The sequence below is a fragment of the Massilia sp. W12 genome (genome assembly GCF_037300705.1).
Taxonomy (GTDB): domain Bacteria; phylum Pseudomonadota; class Gammaproteobacteria; order Burkholderiales; family Burkholderiaceae_D; genus JACPVY01.
Genome location: NZ_CP147776.1, coordinates 298,234 through 315,990, shown reverse-complemented (window position 1 = coordinate 315,990; position 17,757 = coordinate 298,234). Strand labels below are relative to the sequence as shown.

General features: G+C 57.6%; 15 protein-coding genes. 3 read left to right on the top strand and 12 right to left on the bottom strand.

The window, feature by feature from the left end; all coding sequences use genetic code 11:
* Position 1: 1 nt before the first annotated feature.
* From V8J88_RS01310 to V8J88_RS01295, 4 genes are all read right to left on the bottom strand, one after another.
* Positions 2-328, bottom strand: a complete 327-nt coding sequence (locus V8J88_RS01310) for an AzlD domain-containing protein (RefSeq protein ID WP_338847339.1) — start codon at positions 326-328, stop codon at positions 2-4.
* Positions 321-1,052, bottom strand: a complete 732-nt coding sequence (locus V8J88_RS01305) for an AzlC family ABC transporter permease (RefSeq protein ID WP_338847338.1) — start codon at positions 1,050-1,052, stop codon at positions 321-323. The genes V8J88_RS01310 and V8J88_RS01305 overlap by 8 nt, the downstream gene beginning before the upstream one ends.
* Positions 1,053-1,352: 300 nt before the next feature.
* Positions 1,353-2,480, bottom strand: a complete 1,128-nt coding sequence (locus V8J88_RS01300; RefSeq protein ID WP_338847337.1) for a hypothetical protein — start codon at positions 2,478-2,480, stop codon at positions 1,353-1,355.
* 72 nt (positions 2,481-2,552) lie between these two features.
* Positions 2,553-5,453 (bottom strand): hypothetical protein, encoded by a 2,901-nt coding sequence (locus tag V8J88_RS01295; protein WP_338847336.1) that lies wholly within the window; start codon positions 5,451-5,453, stop codon positions 2,553-2,555.
* Positions 5,454-5,731: 278 nt separating this feature from the next.
* On the opposite strand from V8J88_RS01295, the gene V8J88_RS01290 reads away from it, so the two are divergent.
* On the top strand, positions 5,732-6,373 hold the full coding sequence (locus tag V8J88_RS01290) for a trimeric intracellular cation channel family protein (RefSeq protein WP_338847335.1): 642 nt from the start codon (positions 5,732-5,734) through the stop codon (positions 6,371-6,373).
* On the opposite strand, the gene V8J88_RS01285 is transcribed toward V8J88_RS01290, so the two are convergent.
* The 5 genes from V8J88_RS01285 to V8J88_RS01265 all read right to left on the bottom strand — a co-directional run bounded on the left by V8J88_RS01285 (position 6,339) and on the right by V8J88_RS01265 (position 11,715).
* The gene (locus V8J88_RS01285; protein ID WP_338847334.1) at positions 6,339-7,094 is read right to left on the bottom strand and encodes a zeta toxin family protein; all 756 of its coding nucleotides are present in this window, start codon (positions 7,092-7,094) and stop codon (positions 6,339-6,341) included. The two genes, V8J88_RS01290 and V8J88_RS01285, sit on opposite strands and share 35 nt — an antisense overlap.
* Before the next feature lie 17 nt (positions 7,095-7,111).
* A complete protein-coding gene (locus V8J88_RS01280; protein ID WP_338847333.1) occupies positions 7,112-7,519 on the bottom strand; it encodes a hypothetical protein in 408 nt (135 codons plus the stop codon).
* Between the two features lie 238 nt (positions 7,520-7,757).
* The gene (locus tag V8J88_RS01275; protein WP_338847332.1) at positions 7,758-8,387 is read right to left on the bottom strand and encodes a DUF1566 domain-containing protein; all 630 of its coding nucleotides are present in this window, start codon (positions 8,385-8,387) and stop codon (positions 7,758-7,760) included.
* A complete protein-coding gene (locus tag V8J88_RS01270) occupies positions 8,384-9,928 on the bottom strand; it encodes an ethylbenzene dehydrogenase-related protein (protein ID WP_338847331.1) in 1,545 nt (514 codons plus the stop codon). The genes V8J88_RS01275 and V8J88_RS01270 overlap by 4 nt, the downstream gene beginning before the upstream one ends.
* Entirely contained in the window at positions 9,925-11,715 is a 1,791-nt protein-coding gene (locus tag V8J88_RS01265; RefSeq protein ID WP_338847330.1) for a metallophosphoesterase family protein, read from the bottom strand. The genes V8J88_RS01270 and V8J88_RS01265 overlap by 4 nt, the downstream gene beginning before the upstream one ends.
* A 252-nt stretch (positions 11,716-11,967) precedes the next feature.
* On the opposite strand from V8J88_RS01265, the gene V8J88_RS01260 reads away from it, so the two are divergent.
* On the top strand, positions 11,968-13,110 hold the full coding sequence (locus V8J88_RS01260) for a glycerophosphodiester phosphodiesterase (RefSeq protein ID WP_338847329.1): 1,143 nt from the start codon (positions 11,968-11,970) through the stop codon (positions 13,108-13,110).
* Positions 13,111-13,157: 47 nt separating this feature from the next.
* Here the strand turns inward: V8J88_RS01260 and V8J88_RS01255 are convergent, their stop codons facing one another.
* Together V8J88_RS01255 and V8J88_RS01250 are read right to left on the bottom strand one after the other, a co-directional pair.
* Positions 13,158-14,159: an alpha/beta hydrolase gene (locus tag V8J88_RS01255; RefSeq protein WP_338847328.1), complete on the bottom strand. Its 1,002-nt coding sequence runs from the start codon at positions 14,157-14,159 to the stop codon at positions 13,158-13,160.
* A gap of 168 nt (positions 14,160-14,327) precedes the next feature.
* Positions 14,328-15,038 carry a transposase gene (locus V8J88_RS01250; RefSeq protein WP_338847327.1) on the bottom strand — a complete coding sequence of 237 codons (711 nt, stop codon included), beginning with the start codon at positions 15,036-15,038 and terminating at the stop codon, positions 14,328-14,330.
* Positions 15,039-15,477: 439 nt separating this feature from the next.
* On the opposite strand from V8J88_RS01250, the gene V8J88_RS01245 reads away from it, so the two are divergent.
* The gene (locus V8J88_RS01245) at positions 15,478-16,740 is read left to right on the top strand and encodes an MFS transporter (RefSeq protein ID WP_338847326.1); all 1,263 of its coding nucleotides are present in this window, start codon (positions 15,478-15,480) and stop codon (positions 16,738-16,740) included.
* Here V8J88_RS01245 and V8J88_RS01240 read toward each other — a convergent pair.
* Complete coding sequence (locus tag V8J88_RS01240) at positions 16,727-17,608, bottom strand: DUF2071 domain-containing protein (protein ID WP_338847325.1); 882 nt, start codon at positions 17,606-17,608, stop codon at positions 16,727-16,729. The genes V8J88_RS01245 and V8J88_RS01240 overlap by 14 nt on opposite strands.
* Between the last annotated feature and the right edge of the window lie 149 nt (positions 17,609-17,757).

The following is a 17,757-nucleotide window of genomic DNA, read 5'->3' as shown; positions in this document are numbered from 1 at the left end:
CTTATGCATACAACCTGAGCACGGTAAACAGCAGCATGCCGAGCAAAATCGCGCCCAGCATATTCCGTTTGTAATGGAAAAACACAGCAGCCGGAATCGCCGCCAGCAGTTGATGATTCTGAAAACTTAAGTAAATCTGCTGTTGCCCATCCAGCAATAAATCGGGCACAACAATCGCCACCAGCGCGCAAGCCGGGGCAAAGCGCAGCGCAGCGCGCACGCGCGGCGAAAACTCGACATCGCGCCCGAACAACCAAAAGCCGCTGCGCGTGAGCAGCGTGGCCACGGTCAGCAGCGCAATCGTCAAATACACATAACCATCACTCATGCTTGCCCTTGCCTTGCCAATATTCTTCCGCCGCCAGCGCCACCAGCATGCCGCCCAGCATCGCCAGCAGCAAGCCGAGCTTATACGGCAGACTGTGCGCCGCCAGCGCAATCACCGCCGCAACCGCGCAGCCGATCTGCGCCGCGCGCCCGGCCACCAGCGGCACTGCGACGCAAATAATCGCCAGCGTGCCGGCGAAGCTCAAACCCCACTCCATCGGCACCTGGCTGCCGGCGAAAATGCCGATCAGGGTGCCGGCCTGCCACGCCACCCAGCTGGGCAAGAGCAAACCGCGCAGATAAGACAGCTTGCCGGTATCCGGGCTGCCATCCGGGAAGCGCTGCATAAACAGGGCCACCGTCATATCGCCGGAATAAAAGCCATACACCAGACGGCTGCGCCAGGACAAATGGCGGAAATGCGGGGCCAGCAAAGCGGAAAAAATCACGAAACGCAAATTCACCACCAGGGCGGTGGCGAAAATCACCCACACCGGGGTATGCGCCATCATCAGCGGCAAGGCGGCCAGCTGGGCCGACCCGGCATACACCAGAAAACTCATGGCCAGGGCTTGCGGAATGCTGAGCTGGCTCTTGATCATCGCCACCCCCACCACCAGCCCCCAGGCGGCAAAGCCGAACAGCGCAGGCAGGCTGTCGCGGAACGCCTCATTGAAAAATTGGCGTTCAGTCTGGCGGCTTGGGCTTGGAGTGTGGTCTGTCATGGCGGCTGCGCGAAAACGCGTATTTTACCGGGGATTTTAAAGACTTGCCTTTGCGGCAAGAGCGGATATGGGGCCACACATGGTCAATACAGCCCAACTTGTGGGAGCGGCTTTAGCCACGAATGGCGCTTGCGCTGTGGCCAGACCTGATTCGCGACTGAATTCGCCCCACAATGAAAATGCGGCTGCGCCTTTGCCACCGGCTGCAGTGTGCTTGTGAAAGGAAATGGCGATGGCGGGACTGAATAGTCAGGAAAATGCCGTCGCAATCGGCAGCATCAACGCGCCTGACCGCTTGTCTTATTTACCCGGTTTGGGTTTCTCATCCAAACCCGCTTCGCGCATTTTTTTAAGAATATCGAGGAATTTATCCAAGGCATCCAGCGGCAAGCTTTCTTCGCTTTTTGCCGCGCCCGATTCCGGCAGGGCGGTTTGCCAAAACACTTGCTGGCGGATATATTCGCGGTCTTTTTCGTCGTAATTCAAGAGCAATTGCGCGCCCCGGTCGGCAATCACCAATTCCAGACTCGTGATGCGGCGGTGACAGGATTGCTGCGCCGCCCAGCTTTCAGCAAACCAGCGCGTAAACCAGCGCAAGCCCCAAAAAAAGGCAGTGAATAGAAGCAGATACAGCGGCGCACGCTCCAGCCAGGTGGCCCAGTTGATCTCTTTGCCCTGACTGAGCGGGCCGTAGTGACTGTGCGCCGCCAGCCAAGCCGCCACAAACAAGGCCAACCAGGCCAATAACATTGTGCCGATTTTCCAAAGCAAAGCCTGGTTACGCGCCGCTTCATTGTGCAGCGCCTGCAGCAAGTGATGGCTGCTGCCCTGGCTTTCCTGCCAGCGTTTGAAGGCTTGCTGCTCTTGTTGCTGCGCTTGCATGATTTGCATATCAGTCCAGGCGCGCCGGGATTTTTCCTGATCTGAGAGAAACAGCTCTGACAGATGTTCAGTGGCTTGAGCCAATTCGCCAAGTTCCTCCATCCGCTTTTGCCAGGCCTCGCGGCCCGCGCTGATTTGCGGCGCCTCCGCAGCTTGCACGGGAAAATGCAAAGCCTGCGCCAACATGCCCAAGGCTTTCAGCGGGTTCGCTTCTTCCTGCGCAGCGCGGACGATGTGATGCGCCGCCACATCCTTGAATGCATAACGGTCTTGCTCAAACATGGCGCGGTTTAATTCCGCGCGCAAGACGCGCTCTTGCGCCTCATCCAACGTTTCGTCTTGCGCCGGCAACATGTTTTGCAGAAGATACAAGGGTTGCAATTGGCGCGCCAAAGCGGCTTCCCATAATGCATTCTGAGACAAATCCATCTCCGCCAGCCAGGTCCAGGCTTGCAACTCCTCTTGCAGCCAAGCCTGCAATTCCGCCAGGCTGTTAAACACAGTATTCGGGCCATTGCGGCGCAAAACCTTGATTGGAAACCCCATGCCCAGCCCTCCTGTTTTGTGTTTTTTCAAGCAAGGGCAAGCCTTAGCCACAGCGGCCCCTTGCCAGCGACGCTATTCGCGGCTGAAGCCGCTCCTACCCGCCCGCTCTTCCCATTCGCGCAATATCTGTTCTTCTGCTGCACTGCGGGCATGGCGTCGCCAGGCTTTGAATACATGCTCATTCAAGCGCGCACCCAGCGCAGTGCATTGCTCAACCATGAGCAGCGCGGTGGCGAAATCCGGGGCTTTTTTGACCAGCGCGGGCATGGTGTAATGATCCGGTTTGAGTTGCGCCGCCAGCAATTCATCCAGCAAAGCTTGCGCCTGGCGAAAATCCAGGCAATGGCTGATCAAGGAATTAAAGCAAATCAAGTTCGGCGCCACATTGTCGCGCCGCATGGTTTGGCGTAAACCTTCACATTCCGCCCAGCTTTCAGCATGCTTGATCAATGTGCCAAAGGTCGTCACATCCGCCACCACGCCCGCCGCTTGCATTTGCCCAAGCAGCTCCCGCCTCTCCTGCGCATTGCCGGCTTTTTCCAACAAGGTCGTAAACGTCACCACATTCGGCGCCACGCCCGCCGCTTGCATTTGCCCAAGCAGCTCCCGCCTCTCCTGCGCATTGCCGGCTTTTTCCAGCAGACTGTTATACGTCACCACATTCGGCGCCACGCCCGCCGCTTGCATTTGCCCAAGCAGCTCCCGCCTCTCCTGCGCATTGCCGGCTTTTTCCAGCAAGGTCGTAAACGTCACCACATTCGGCGCCACGCCCGCCGCTTGCATTTGCCCAAGCAGCTCCCGCCTCTCCTGCGCATTGCCGGCTTTTTCCAGCAAGGTCGTAAACGTCACCACATCCGCCGCCACGCCCGCCGCTTGCATTTGCCCAAGCAGCTCCCGCCTCTCCTGCGCATTGCCGGCTTTTTCGAGCAGAATATTGTAAGTAATCACATCCTCCGCCACGCCCGCCGCTTGCATTTGCCCAAGCAGCTCCCGCCTCTCCTGCGCATTGCCGGCTTTTTCCAGCAGACTGTTATACGTCACCACATCCGCCGCCACGCCCGCCGCTTGCATTTGCCCAAGCAGCTCCCGCCTCTCCTGCGCATTGCCGGCTTTTTCCAGCAAAATCGTATAGGTGAACACATCCGCCGCCACGCCCGCCGCTTGCATGTGCTGCAAAATAAGCTGGCGCTGGCTGGCGCCGGCGGCGCCCGGCGCAGATTGCGCCAGCAGGGTGTTGAAAGTATAGCTGTCCGCCCTCAAGCCCAAATGCTGATACAAGCCCAGCACTTGCGCCAGCGGCATGCCATGAAAATCCGCCAATAATTGATTCAAGCTGATTTGCAAGCCCGCGCCGCCCTGTTGCGGCGGCAGCAGGGCCAATATCTCTGCACGCAAGTCCGGCGTGGCGCAAAAATATAAAAACAGCAGTGCGCGCTGCGCGGCGCGGGCAGGCAAGCCCGTTTCTTGCACTGCGCTTTGCAAGCATGCGCATTGCGCTTGCAGTTGCGCCATGCTGTCCCGGTCTAAGCGCCAGCCATGGCGCGCGGCTTGCTCGGCCCAGCGCGCAATCGCAGCCGGTTCTTGCAACCAGCGCTGCTGCGGCAAGGCGCTTTGCAAGCGCGCCAGCCAATCCACATGCAATAACTCGCCGCCGGGGTCGATCACCTGGTCGGCAAAGACCGGCTCCAGGCGCAAGCGCCCATTCACCGCCTCATGCTGCCACCAGCCGCGCCCCTCGGCGATTTGGTCCAGGGCATGGCAGGCGGCGTCAAAATCCGCTGGCGCCAAACTGGCTGGCAAACCCTGGCTGGCGCAATTCCGCACCAGGCTAAGTTGCAGATTGTCCAAGTCACTGCTGGCGCCAAAGCGCATGCACAGTGTGGCGGCGCGCAGCGCGCTTTTTTGCGCCTGGCTCAAGCCCTGATACACATTGCGCCAGAGATTGACCGCCTTTTGCATGAAATAAAAGCCGATGTTTTGCGGCAATTGGCGCTGCCCGGCCTTGGGCTGCAATTGCAATTGCGCGGCCAGTTTTTCCGCGTCTTGCGGGGTGAGGCGGCCAACCAGGATGTTGTGCAGATATTCGCCCTGGCTGCGCGGCGGCAGCGCGGCGCAGATTTTTTCATAGGCTTCGCCGCTGCGGCATGTCGCCAGCCAGCGCCCATGGCGCGCAATAAAGTCGAGAAAACCCGCTTTGAATCCGGGCTGATCCAATAACAAATCCAAGTCATCGCACACCAGCCACAGCGACTCCGGCCAATCGGCGGGAAACTGGAATTGTCCGCTGTCCGGGCGCGCCACCAACAGCGCTTCGCCGCGTGTGCACAGGGCGCGCAATAAGAGCCGGGTTTTGCCGGCCAGCGGCATGCCGACCAGCAGAAAGGGAGCGCTCTGCTGCAGGGCGCCGTGCAATTCGTTTTCCAGCTGCGGGCGCGGATAGTAAAGTTGCCGCCCCTGATTATCGTGCCAGCGGTTGTTGTAATCATGCTGGCGCCACAGCAGCCGGGCCAGCGCGTCTTCCGCCGCTTCTTCATCGCCGCGCCAGAGCGCGAAGCCGGAATCCGGCGCGGGCCGAGGCAAAAGGTTGAGTTGCGGCTCCAACCATGGCAGCGCTTGCAAGTCCGCGTCTGGCGCATCGCTGTACAGGCAGATTAAAAAATCTCTGGCGGGCTGTAATTCATGATGCAATTGGCTGCACAATTTGCGCAGCCAGGCTGCGTCTTTACCGCGCGCATCCAGCCAGGCGCCTTGCACCGCATTGCGCAGATACAAGCCGCGCAAGCTGGCGACCCACAGCGCGGATGGCAGTTGCGGCTTGATCGACGGCTGCACCAGCGCACGCGCGGCGCGCAATTCCGCTTGCTGGCAGGGCAAGCGGGTGCACACAATGCGCAAGCCTGGCGGGCTGGCGCCGGCCGCCTTGGCTGCGGCGCCCGGATTGCTGCTGTTTGCGACTGTCGCCTGCTCTTGCATGGTCTGCTCTCCTGTTTGCCGTTTTCCGTCACGTCTGCAAGCTGACGGGCAGTTGTTGCAGCTATTCTAATGCCTGCAGGAGGCGGCGGCGCCAAGGCTGTCTTGTTTCTGCATCATTGCTGCGCTTGGGGCCAGGGCGCGGCGCCAGGGCAAACCAGCTCTTGGCAAGGCGCACGCCAAGGGCGCACGAGAATACATGCTGCGCCTGCCCGGCTACAATACCGGCAGCGGCATCCGAACCGCACCGCACCACACACCCGCCCACGCAAGGAGACCCCATGGCGCTTTCACACCTGAGCTTAAGCACGGTTTTGCACGTTGCGGAAGTGGCTGGCATTTTGGCGTTTGCCGTCTCCGGCTTTGTCGAAGCGCGCAACAAGGAGATGGATTGGGTTGGGGTGTTTACGGTCGCCTTCATCACCGCATTTGGCGGCGGCGCCTTGCGCGATATTTTGCTCGACCGCCGCCCGCTGTTTTGGGTGGAGCACCAGGAATACCCGATCATGATTTTTGTTCTGACGCTGCTGGCCTTCCCTTTGCGCCGGCGCATTCTGCCGGTTGCGGCGGAAAAAACCATTATTGTGGCTGATGCGCTCGGCCTGGGTTTGTTCAGCGTGAATGGCGCTTCATTGGCGCTTGAAATGGGGATGCCGATGTTTGTCTCGGCCATGATGGGCGTGATCACCGGCATTTTCGGCGGCGTGCTGCGCGATGTGCTGTGCAACCAGATTCCCATGGTGTTCCGGCGCGGACAGCTTTACGCCACTTGCAGCTTTGCCGGTTGCTGGGTGTTTTTATTATTGAATTGGCTGCAAGCCGGGCAATCTGCCGCGCTGGCGGCAGGCGTGGCCAGCACCTTTATCATGCGCATTTTGGCGGTGCGCTTTAATCTGATTTTGCCTGATCCGGAAAAGGATTGAGTTTGCACCACACCGCCTCAACAAACCAGACCGGGAATTGATCAGTGCGCGCAATCAATTCGCCATCGGCAAAATCAACCAGCAGAATTTTATCTGTGCCGGAATTATCAAAAATATAGGCCTCATCGCAATGCCGCAGCGCTGGCAGCAGCAAACCCAGGCTGCGCTGATAGCGTTCGCGGATTTTATCTTCCGGCACAGGGTGGCCACCCAGTTTGACACGGTTGGCCACGCGGGCCACATTGATTTCCACATCAGCCGTGGCGACAAAATACAGGGTGGTGTGAAATCCAGCTTGCTGCGCCTTCTCCAGAAATTTCACCTTATCCGGGCTGGACATCACCGTTTCAAAACTGAAGGTAATGCCTTGAGCCAGCAAGCAATGGCGTAAAAAGTCAGACAGCACCGAGGCGATATAAGAATCAATCGCCAAGCCGCCACAACTCAGATAATTGTCATTACACTGCAAGTTGGCAATGATGGTTTGCGCTCTTTCCGCTCCCAACAAGGTGGATTGCTTGAAAAAATCGTTCAATGCCTGGGTATCTGCGCTTATTTTGAAGTCAGCAAAATGCAAGCCTCCCTGGGCTTTCAAGCTTTTTTCGATTTCATCGGGGTTGACATATACGCCAAGATTTGCTCGCAACAGGTACGCTTTGAGACAGCTTTTGCCGGAGCCGTTTGGCCCGGCGAACATGTGCAATTGCGGTATTTGCGCCATGCAGGAATTGAGATGGGTTAAGGAAGCAATCTTCTACGGGCGCCGGGTGTGACTGCGAGCGGCGCCGGCATGGGTTTGATGACAGTTTGGCTGCCATCGGCATGGGTTTCGACAAGCTGACCATCAACAACTTCGTGTACGCTCAAGCCGGCTTGTAAGGCTTGTTCGCGGGCTTGTGTAAATGCCGCTGCAGCTTCGCGTTCAAGAGAGTACGCCATGGCGGTACGCTGCATTTCCCCCGTGCGGCGCAATTCATCTACTTTCTGCACAATGCGGGCTTTGATTTCATCATGATCCAACTGATAAGATAAAAATTGCGATCCATCTTCAGCCGGATTAAAGAATGGCGGCGAAAAACCCCGTCCGGCAGTCGCCAAAACGGCATTTTGCCGCTCTTGCTGATCATTTTTTTTCCACCCGGACATAAGCCGCCTCTTGCCATCACTTCAATGCAATCATTTTAGCACTGCCATGAACAAGACTGAAATGACTTGTGACAATATGCCGCTTACGCATTTCAGCGATAGCAGATGGCGTGGCCGGCGCATATTCCTTTGCGGCGCCAACGGTGTCGGACGCCGGGTTATCGCTTCGCTCAACTCAGCCTTCTACGGCCTTTGCCGGAATGCGGGTGGAGGTTTTTCGGCTTTTGTTTTTTGCGGTTTATTCTTTTTTCCCCGCCACCAACATCACATACGCCACCGAGGCGCTGCGCAGCGGCTGCACTTCGCCGGTGCCGATATGCATGGTTTGCGCAATATGCTGGCCCTGGATTTCGCCCTGCTCGGAAGTCCAATACGGCCCCCACACATTGCCGGGAAAGAGCGGGAATGGCAGCCGGGTTTCGCCGCCGTAGCCGTGTTGCAGCAAGAGGCTGCGCCATTCGGCCACGTTGGGCAGGCGCCAGTCGCGCGCGCCGCAAAAGTTTTGCGCGCGTAAGGCGGCTTGCAATTCGCTTGTATCGCAAGGGACATAGCCGACAAAGGGCATTCCGGGTTCGTCTTTGGCGCAGGAGCCGCCTTTGGCCCGTCCCTGTTTGCCGTCATACCAGGAATACGATGAGAGCGCAGAACGCAGCCCTTCATTCACATCTTTCACTTCCCACAACAAACCGCTTTGTTTATCCCACACGCATTGCCAGGCGCCCTGTCCCGGCGTAGCCGGCTGGCCGTCGGCGCGCAGCAGCACAAAACGTTGCGCCGGATAGGCCGGCGGCGGCATGTCCGGCGCGCAGGCGCTCAGGCAAAGCGCGCACAGCAAGGCGCTGAGGGATGGCAGCTGGGGCGCTTTCATTTTTTCTCCACGGCGGCGAATTCCAGACGCAGCGGGCGCAGATGCCAGGCATGCCGCGTTTGCGTATGGTCAAATACGGCAAACCACAGATTGACGCCATCTTGCAGCGCCACATCGTAATTGCTGCCGGTGTTTAAGGCGCGCACGGTTTCCAGTGTCCAGCGTCCATCGCGCCAGGCGCCGGCGGCGCGCACGTCGGCGCGGTCGCCCTCGTTTGCATGCACTTGCACCACCGAGGGCAAAAGCGTGCCCAGGGGATAGTGATCCAGACTGGCATGCCAGGGTTGGCTGTCGTGCCAATCCAGCGCGAACACCGCATCCGCCGCACCTCCTGTCATCTGCTGAAATTGCGCCAGCGCCGCCGGATCGCGCGGCAGGCGCAGGGGCTGCAGCGCGCCGCGCATGCCGTGGCCACGGAAGTTTTCTTTAAAGCCGCCCGCGCTGATCGGGTCAGACGCATAACCCCAGGCATAACGCCGGCTGCCGGGCAAATGCGGCAGCAAGGAGCCGAAGTAAGCATCATCCAGATTCGCAAAACCATGATTGCGCACCGATTTCCAATGCCAGAGATCGAGCAGGCGCCCATCCGGGCCATGATGGCCGCCGCGCATCTTGCCATCCGCGCCATTGTGCAAAAACACGCTGCGCAGGGCGTCCCAACGGCCCGTCCCCAGCATCACCGCCAGCTTGTCTTCGTAGTAAGTCAGCTCATCATTTTGCGTCCAGCCGTCTTGCAGCATCTGCCAGCCGTGCGCCGTTTTGCGCAGCGGTAAATGATTGCGGCTGCGCGTGGCGTCCGGCCAGGAGATTTGCATGAAAAGGGAATAGCCGTCGTGCAAAAGTTTGATTTGCAGCGGCACACGCTGGCGCTGCGGGGCGCCATACCAGGTTTCGATTTCGACTGAGGCCGCGCGCTGCCAGGCTGCCTCATCCGGCTGGCCATCAATGATGATTTCCTGCTGCACATAAGGCACGCGCACGCTGCGCGCGCCCTGCCACCCATGCAGGCCCACCAGCGCCACGCCGGCGCACAACAGGATTGCGCCCGCGCTTTGCCACAGGCGCGCCGGCAGGGCCAGCCAGATCGCTTGCAGACGCCGCCAGCGCCCGGCGGCGCCAAGTTGATTGCAGCTGTGCCAAGCCACACCGGCCAGCAACACCAGCGCGCCGCCCAGATGCGCCAGACGCCAGAGCGCGCCATCTGCTGCGCCGCTCCACAGCAAGAGGCCAGTCGCCGCCAAGCCGCTCATGGCCCAGCGCAAGAGGCTGAAGGCGGCATGCACCGGGCCGGCATGGCGCGCGCGCCAAAACAGCCAGGCCAGCGCCAGCGGCAGCAAAGCCGCCGCCGCCAGCACATGCCAAAACAGGGGCGCATCCATGCCCGGCCACCAGGCCAGCAAGGGACGCAAGGCCGGCAGTTGGTCGCGCGCCGAGAGCATGCCGCTCCAGGCGCACAATAACAATGCCAGCGCGGCCCACCAATGCGCCGCCGTTAGACAGGCGCGCCGCCAACTGACGCGCCATCCTGCCGCATCACTCATTTACCAGTGATGGCAAAGCGCATATCGCGGCTTTCGGAGGTGCTGTTTTTATACAGTTTGCCGCCGGCATACGCGTCGCCGCTGGAGGTTTCTGCATACCAAGTGTGGGTGCTGTTGCTCGGCGTGATGCGCAAATAATAAGTCACGCCTTGTTTCAGCGTAACCGCTTGCGGCAGACTCAAGGTGAAGCTTTGCATCGTGCCGCTGACCGAGCTGGCCGGCAGGCTGAGGCGCGAACCGGCCACTTCACCACTGCTGCTCAAGCTGGTGCTGAGGTACACACTGACGCTGCCGTTAGCGCTTTGCGAGGTGGTGCGGGACAGATTGAAGCCGACTTTTGAGACGGTGTATGTGCCGCTGCTGCCGTATTTAAAGCTTTGCGAGACAGTCGAGGTGGTGAAGTCGCGCTTGCCGCCGCCGCTGGTGGATTGCACCAGAATCGCATCGTTGCCGGGTGGCGTGCCACCGCCATCGACGCGGGTGGTGCGGCCATTGGCGTCACGTCCCAATTTATAGCTCGTGCCCAATACCGGCAGGCTGCGCAACGGCAAATCAGCCGGCAGCGCAAGCGGATCGGCGGCGCGCTGTTCGCGCGTCAAGGCGGTGGCACTGCCGTTATTAAACAACACGGTGCGCACGATGATGTTTTCGCCGGAAGTTTGCAGCACATTGAAATGGGACAGGCTATCAAGATCCACCAGCCAGTTGGCAGAGCGGTCAGCGGGACGCTTCGGCGCGCCCCAGGCGCCTTCTCCCAAATACACGGTGCCGGCGCTGGCGACTTCATAATTGCTGCCGCTGGCCGCCGGTTTGACCGGGGTGCTCATCTTCAGGATGTGTGAATCAGACTCGAACACGATATTCATTTTCAAGTCATAAAACGGCTGCGCCCAGGAGAACAAGCCGCTGTTGACAGTGGGCTTGGATGAGGTGCGCGGCAGCGCCGGGCGGTGGTAACCGCCGATACGCCATTGCGCGCTGGCGCCGGCGCTGCTGAGGTCGTTTTTCAGCCAGGTGGTTTGCGCGCTGAAGTCAGCGCCGGCCCAGTCGAATTGCGAATTCAGGTTATACAGGCGGATTTGATTGCCATTGATATTGAAGGCGTTATAGGTGTCGCGATTGCTGCAGACGCCATTGCGGTCGCTGTCGGCGCCGAATACTTTGCAGACAAACTGCACATCATTGTCTTCATGGTTGCCGACATTCACCACCAGGCCGGGAATGTATTGATAGGCAATGCCATTGATGGTGTCTTTGGAATAGGTCATCTGCCAGTCCGACAACCATTCCATCATTTGCGATGCGGTGTTGTTGTCGGTCAAGTCGCCGCCAAAGTCGATGAAAGCGGGACGGATCTTGGCCACCATTTGATTCGCCTGCTGGCGCTCGCCGCGATTGGTGCGCGAGTCGCCGCCGGAAATGAAGGTCATATTCGCCGGCGCATTGCTCATGGTTTTAAACCAATACGGGCTGCCGCAGCCGGAATCATCGCAAGCGCGGAAATAATAGGCGGTATTCGGGGTCAGATTGCGCAGAATGGAAAAATGGCTGACCAGTGAAGAATTAAAGGTGGCGCTACGCGCCGGATTCACCCTTGTCCACAGGCTTTCATCAGTGCCCGTACCGAATTTGACATAGGGATTGGCCGCGCTGGCGGAAAAGCCGATGGTAATCGTTTGCGAAGGGTCCGCATCCCACAGTACGCGGGTATATTGCGTCGCGGCTTGGGAAAAGCTGGAAAACAGGCATGCGCAAGCACATGCCGCAGCAAGGCGGGTCAGTCTCATTTCAGTCTCCATGGATTTTACGGCGATGCAGGGGATGCTCGCACTTTTTATGAAGCTTGCATTTTAGCTCAGACCATCCCCGATGAATGAATACAAAAGCAAAATATTAAGCAGGCCGTATGACTTTGCGATGACAGAAAATCTTGATTGCCCGCGCGCCTGCCCGATAGTCTGCCCTCCTGCATATCAGCCAGCCCCGTCACCTGACATCAGGCTGTCACAGCAAGGCTTTACGCTTGCCGTTTTTTGCTTATGAAAAACAGAAGTCCATCGGGTTTGCAGCGCGCCTTGAAAACAGCGCTGTTTGGCGGCGCATTGCTCATTCTGAGCGCTTGCGGTGGCGAACAGATTCAAGTCGCCAGCCAAAACACCCAAAATCTGCCCGCCATGGTGGTGATCGGCCATCGCGGCGCCTCTGCCTTGCGCCCGGAACACACCTTGGCCGCCTATACCAAAGCAATTGAAGACGGGGCAGACATCATTGAGCCGGATCTTGTCCCCAGCAAGGATGGCTTCCTGGTGGCGCGCCATGAAAATGAAATTTCCGGCACCACCAATGTGGCTGACAAACCGGAATTCGCGGCGCGTAAAACAACTAAACTGATCGACAATGTGAGCGTCACCGGCTGGTTCACCGAAGACTTCACGCTGGCCGAATTGAAGACGCTGCGCGCCAAAGAGCGGATTCCGCAAAACCGTCCTGGCAATACGCAATACGATGGCCAGTTCGAGATTCCCACACTGCAAGAAGTGATTGCGCTGGCGCAGGCGCAAAGCAAGGCTAAGGGACGTGTCATCGGCATCTATCCGGAAACCAAGCATCCAAGTTATTTCAAATCGATCGGACTCCCGCTGGAAAAACGCCTGGTCGATGCCTTGCACGCGGCGGGTTATCGCGGCCCCAAAGCAGCGGTGTTTATCCAGTCGTTTGAAGTCAGCAATCTACAAGAAATCCGGCAAATGACGGATCTGCCGATAGTGCAATTGCTGTCCGCCAACGGCCAGCCCGAGGACTTCCGCTTACGCGGGGACACACGCAAGTATGCCGACCTGGCGCAGCCCGCCGGCTTGCGTGAAATTGCGCGTTACGCCAATGGCATCGGCCCATCCAAAGACATGATTATTGCGCGCACGGCGCAAAACCGTCTGGGCGCGCCCAGCGCCCTGGTCGCCAATGCGCATGCTGCCGGCCTGTTATTGCACCCATACACCTTCCGCCCGGAAAACCCTTTCCTGCCAGCCGATCTGCGCAGCGGCGATCCAGCTTCCCCCTCCACGCGCGGCGACATGGCGGCGGAACTCAAGCTGTTTTTGCAAGCCGGGATTGATGGCTTTTTCACCGATGATCCAGCAGTGGGACGGGCCGCGCTGGATGCTTACTTGCGCACAAAGTAAGGCAGCTTGGCGGCGCTGGCAAAACCAGGCCGCCACTGGTGACAGGCTTATTTACCGTACACCGACTTCAAAAAGTCCATACTCAACTTCGCCACTTGCGCTCCATGCGATTCGAGTACGAAATGGCCGCCGTCGAGGTAGTGGATATTAGGACGCACCAAATCTTTCTTGTAGGCTTCGGCGCCCTGGAACGGAAAGATCTGGTCATTGCGGCCCCAGACGATCAAGGTTTTCGGCTGATAGCTGCGGAAATACGCTTGCACACGCGGATACACGGCCAGATTGGTGCGGTAGTCGTAAAACAAATCGAGTTGCACCTGCTTGTTATTACCCTGATCCAGATAATACTGGTCTGTCACAGCAGGATCGGGGCTGATCAAGGCTTGTACTGGCTGGCCATGCGTGTATTGCCACTGAGTGGCGCCCAGGTTCAAGAAACCGGCCAAGGCATTACGGGACGCGGCGTCGTTGTTTTTCCAATAAGTGCGGAACGGGTCCCAAAATTCACGCAGCCCTTCTTCATAGGCGTTGCCGTTTTGGATGATGAAGGAATCCACACGGCTGGGGTTGGCCAGGGCCAGACGCCATCCCACCGGCGCGCCGTAATCAAACACATACATGCTGTAACGCGCCACACCTTTGGCTTGCAACAGGCCCTCCACCACTTTGGCGATATTGTCAAAGCTGTGCACATAACCCGCCGGTGTTTGGGTTTTGCCAAAGCCAGGGAAGTCGGGAGCAATCACATGGTATTGCCTGGCTAATTGCGGGATCAGGTTGCGGAACATTTGCGACGAGGTCGGGAATCCGTGCAGCAGCACAATGGTTGGCGCGTTTTTGTCACCGGCTTCACGGTAAAACACATCCACATCGCCCACTTTGATGTTTTTATGCAATACAGAAGTCTTGCTTACAATGGGCGCTTCGCCTGGCGGCAAGGTGGTGGCGATTGTGGCGCTGGCGTTGCTGACTATCGCACCGAAACTTAAAGCAGCCAAGCTGGCGGCGAGCATGGTTTTGATGCCTTGACGGCGAGAAATGTGTTGCATGATGAGACTCCTGTCATATGTGGTTGATTTGGCTTTCTTGCTTGCCGCGTTTTGTGTTGTGCGGCGAGTGAGTGCATTATTCCAAATTCCACTTTTAGAATGAATCATCATTCAATTCAATTAACTATTCCAATCAATGGAATAATCAATACATCAGAATCAATGGGGTCAGACTCGATTGATTTGAAATTCCTTTGATTTTCTGTCGCCGCCTCTTGGGCTTGGCATAGCGCGCAAGCCCAAATTCGATTGGATCATTTGCTTGAACTGCTCAGAACCGATCGGCCATCCTTTATTGCCGGCTTCGCGAATTGCAGTCAAATTCGCTTCGGATAAGTGACTGTCAAACAATTCCTGATACGCTGACAGGCGCTTGTTGACTGTTTTTCCCAAGCGGAGATATTCATCGTGCGGCGTCAGCAAATCGTTTGCGCTTCCCAATGCGTTACATGCATAGCTAGACCATGGATACTCTCCCGGATTGGCAACCATGTTTGCGCGCACCGGATTCATTTCTATGTAACGCATACAGATCAAGAAGTATTGCTCTGTATCGATCATCGTTGCGCGATACCTGCCTTCAAACAGCGTGCCGGTGCGCTTGTGACGAAAGTTGAAGTACTGAACGTAATACCGCCCCAGCATCTGCATTGCTTTCGAAAAAGCGCTTGAGTTGCCGGGTGACAGCAAGAAATGGACGTGGTTGGTCATCAAAACATAAGCATGCAGCGCACAGCCGTGCTTCTCGCAGGCAGCTTTCAATTTTTCAAGAAAAAATCGGTAATCGTCCGGTGCGGCAAAAATGGGGGAACGGTTATTGCCGCGCAAAATGACATGCTGAGGAACGCCAGGAAGAACAAATCGGGGCAATCGCGCCATGGTTGACCTCGCGAATGTATGGGTATGGAAATCTTATGACAAGCGTGCTGCAAAATCAATCGAGTCTGACCCCATTGATCCAAAATCAATCGAGTCTGACCCCATTGATCGATCTGATTAAAATACTGCCCGGTGTATTTCGCTACTCTTCAGTAGAATTTTTTTCAAAATGGTATTAGCATGAGCGACAGAGTTAGCCGCACTTAACGCTTACCATCTTCAATATAGGAAAAAACGCCATGCTCTTTGCCAAGCGCCAGCGCATCGCCTTCACAGCGACAGGAATTTCCGGTCTGAACAGCGCCTATGTTGTGATGCATCACCATGCTGGCGTTCTGAATGAAGCCGCTTCTTGCTTGGGCCGCCATCGCAGTGCAAGTCCGTTAAACCGCTAGGGGTCAGCAATGGCGGCAATCAGCCAAGGCATGGCGCGCGTAATATGAAGCAGGACACGCGCCATTTCGCCCATGCCAGTTACGGCTTGCTTGGCCTGCCGCTGGCGATGGCCGCGCTGCCGGTATATGTACAGATTCCTGCGTACTACACCACGCAACTTGGCGCACCACTGGCCGCCACTGGCTTGCTGCTCTTTTTTGCGCGCCTGATTGATACCGTGCAAGATCCCTGGCTCGGGCGTTTAATCGACCGCTACCCGCAACACCTCAAAGCATGGCTGATTTGCGCAGGCTGCATCCTGGCTGGCGCCTTCTTCGGTCTATGGTTACCGCCCCGCTTGGCGGCTGACAGCAGCTTGCTGGCATGGCTGGGCTTGATGCTCATCATCGCCTACACCGGGCACAGCATGCTCAATATTGCCTATCTCGCCTGGGGCGCCAGGCTTGGGGAAACGCAGATGCAATTGCGCGCCAGCGCCTGGCGTGAGGGCTTGGGTCTGCTGGGAGTAATCAGCGCCAGCCTGATGCCCTTCTTTATTTTGCAAGGCGCTGCGGGACAGATACGCGGCAGTTTGCTGGCTTACACCGGAGGCTTCGCGCTGATTTTGCTGCTCGCCCTGCTGATGCTGTGGAATTTTGCGCCACGTTGGCAAAGCCAAGCGGAGGAACACAGTATCGCCTGGCGCGTGGCGTTTGCGAATCCCGGGTTCACCGGCTTATTGCCTATCTATTTCCTGAACAGCTTAGCTGCGGCGATTCCCGCCACGCTCGCCCTGTTTTTTATTGCCGACCGTATCGTCGCAGAAAAATATGGCGGCTTGTTTCTCGCCTTGTATTTTGTCGCCGCCGCCATCGGCCTGCCAGCCTGGGTCAGGTTGGCGCGGCAATATGGCTCGCAACGCGCGTGGCAAGCAGGTATGTTATTGGCGATGTCGGGCTTCATCGGCGCTGTGTTTTTAGAGGCTGGCGATATCTGGCCGTATGCCATGGTTTGCCTGATCTGCGGACTGGCCCTGGGTTCTGACCTGGCCTTGCCGCCCGTCATGCTGGCTGCGGCAATCCCGCAAGACGCCAGCGCCGCCAGTTATTACGGGGTATGGAGTTTGCTTGGCAAACTGGCGCTGGCATGCGCCGGACTGGCCCTGCCCCTGCTTGCCGCGCTCGGCTATCAACAAGGCGGCAAAGAAACCATTGGCTTGTCTATTGTCTATGCCGCCGTACCATGCTTGCTGAAACTTTGCGCATATCTCTTATTGAGAAGGTATCGAATCAATGGGGTCAAAATCAATGGGGTCAGACTCGATTGATTTCTCTTGATTCCAGACGAAGGCAACGCTCCCAAAGCACACGAAATGGCACTTGTGGCACGACAAAGCAAAACGCCGGCCCCTTAACGCCAAGCTGGCGCAAAAAATCGCCCGGATCGGCCGCGCTCATGACAGCCGGCTGCACCTGCGGCAAAGGAATCGGCAAATCAATCCCGGCATGCGCAATCAGCGCTGCGCCAGCCACTGGCGACAAGGCGGAGTCTTGCTGCGTCAGGGCGTCCACCGCATGTTCCCAGGTCGGAAAAAACGCCTGCATGGATGGTGGTAATTGTTTGCCGCCGCCCAGCGCAACTTCAAGCGCGAACGAAGGGGCGCTACCGCTGCCGCCATTGATCTGAATCTGAAATCCCTGCGCCGTTTTCTGATGCACAAAAGTCTGCGCCACATGTGAAGGCAAGGCGTCGCTGAACAGACGCGAGCCGATGCCATACATAGCGCTATCAAAAATATTTTTAATAAACAGCACCACCTTGCCCACGCCGGAACCATCTGGCATCTCTTGCACATATAAACGCCAATTGCTTTGCAATGGCGAAGGCAGCATGTGGCGCAGAGGGCCAAGCAAAGCCGGGCCGAAATGCCCATGTCGATACGTCAGCACGGTGAGAATGGTGTGTTGCGCCGCTTCCTGTAAGCGCAGCTGATCCGGTAAAAGGTGACGCACGGCATCCAGCGGCACGACCCAGTTGGCGTACACCACATCCACCACATCGCTGCGCAGTTGCAGAAATGGCAGTTTGGACAAGAGGCGACGCCGCCATCCCGCCAGCGCGGCGCTATTCGCCAACCGTTCAAGCCAGCGCGCCGCAAAACCCTGCCATGGCAGGCGTAATTGATTATGGAACATATGTCAAAGCAGGGATAAAGGGATTTAGATTATCTGACGGTTAGGCTTGAGAAATCAATCAAGTCTGACCCCATTGATTTTGTTGATTTTGATTTTGAGGCTTGAGAAATCAATCGAGTCTGACCCCATTGATTTTGTTGAGAAATCAA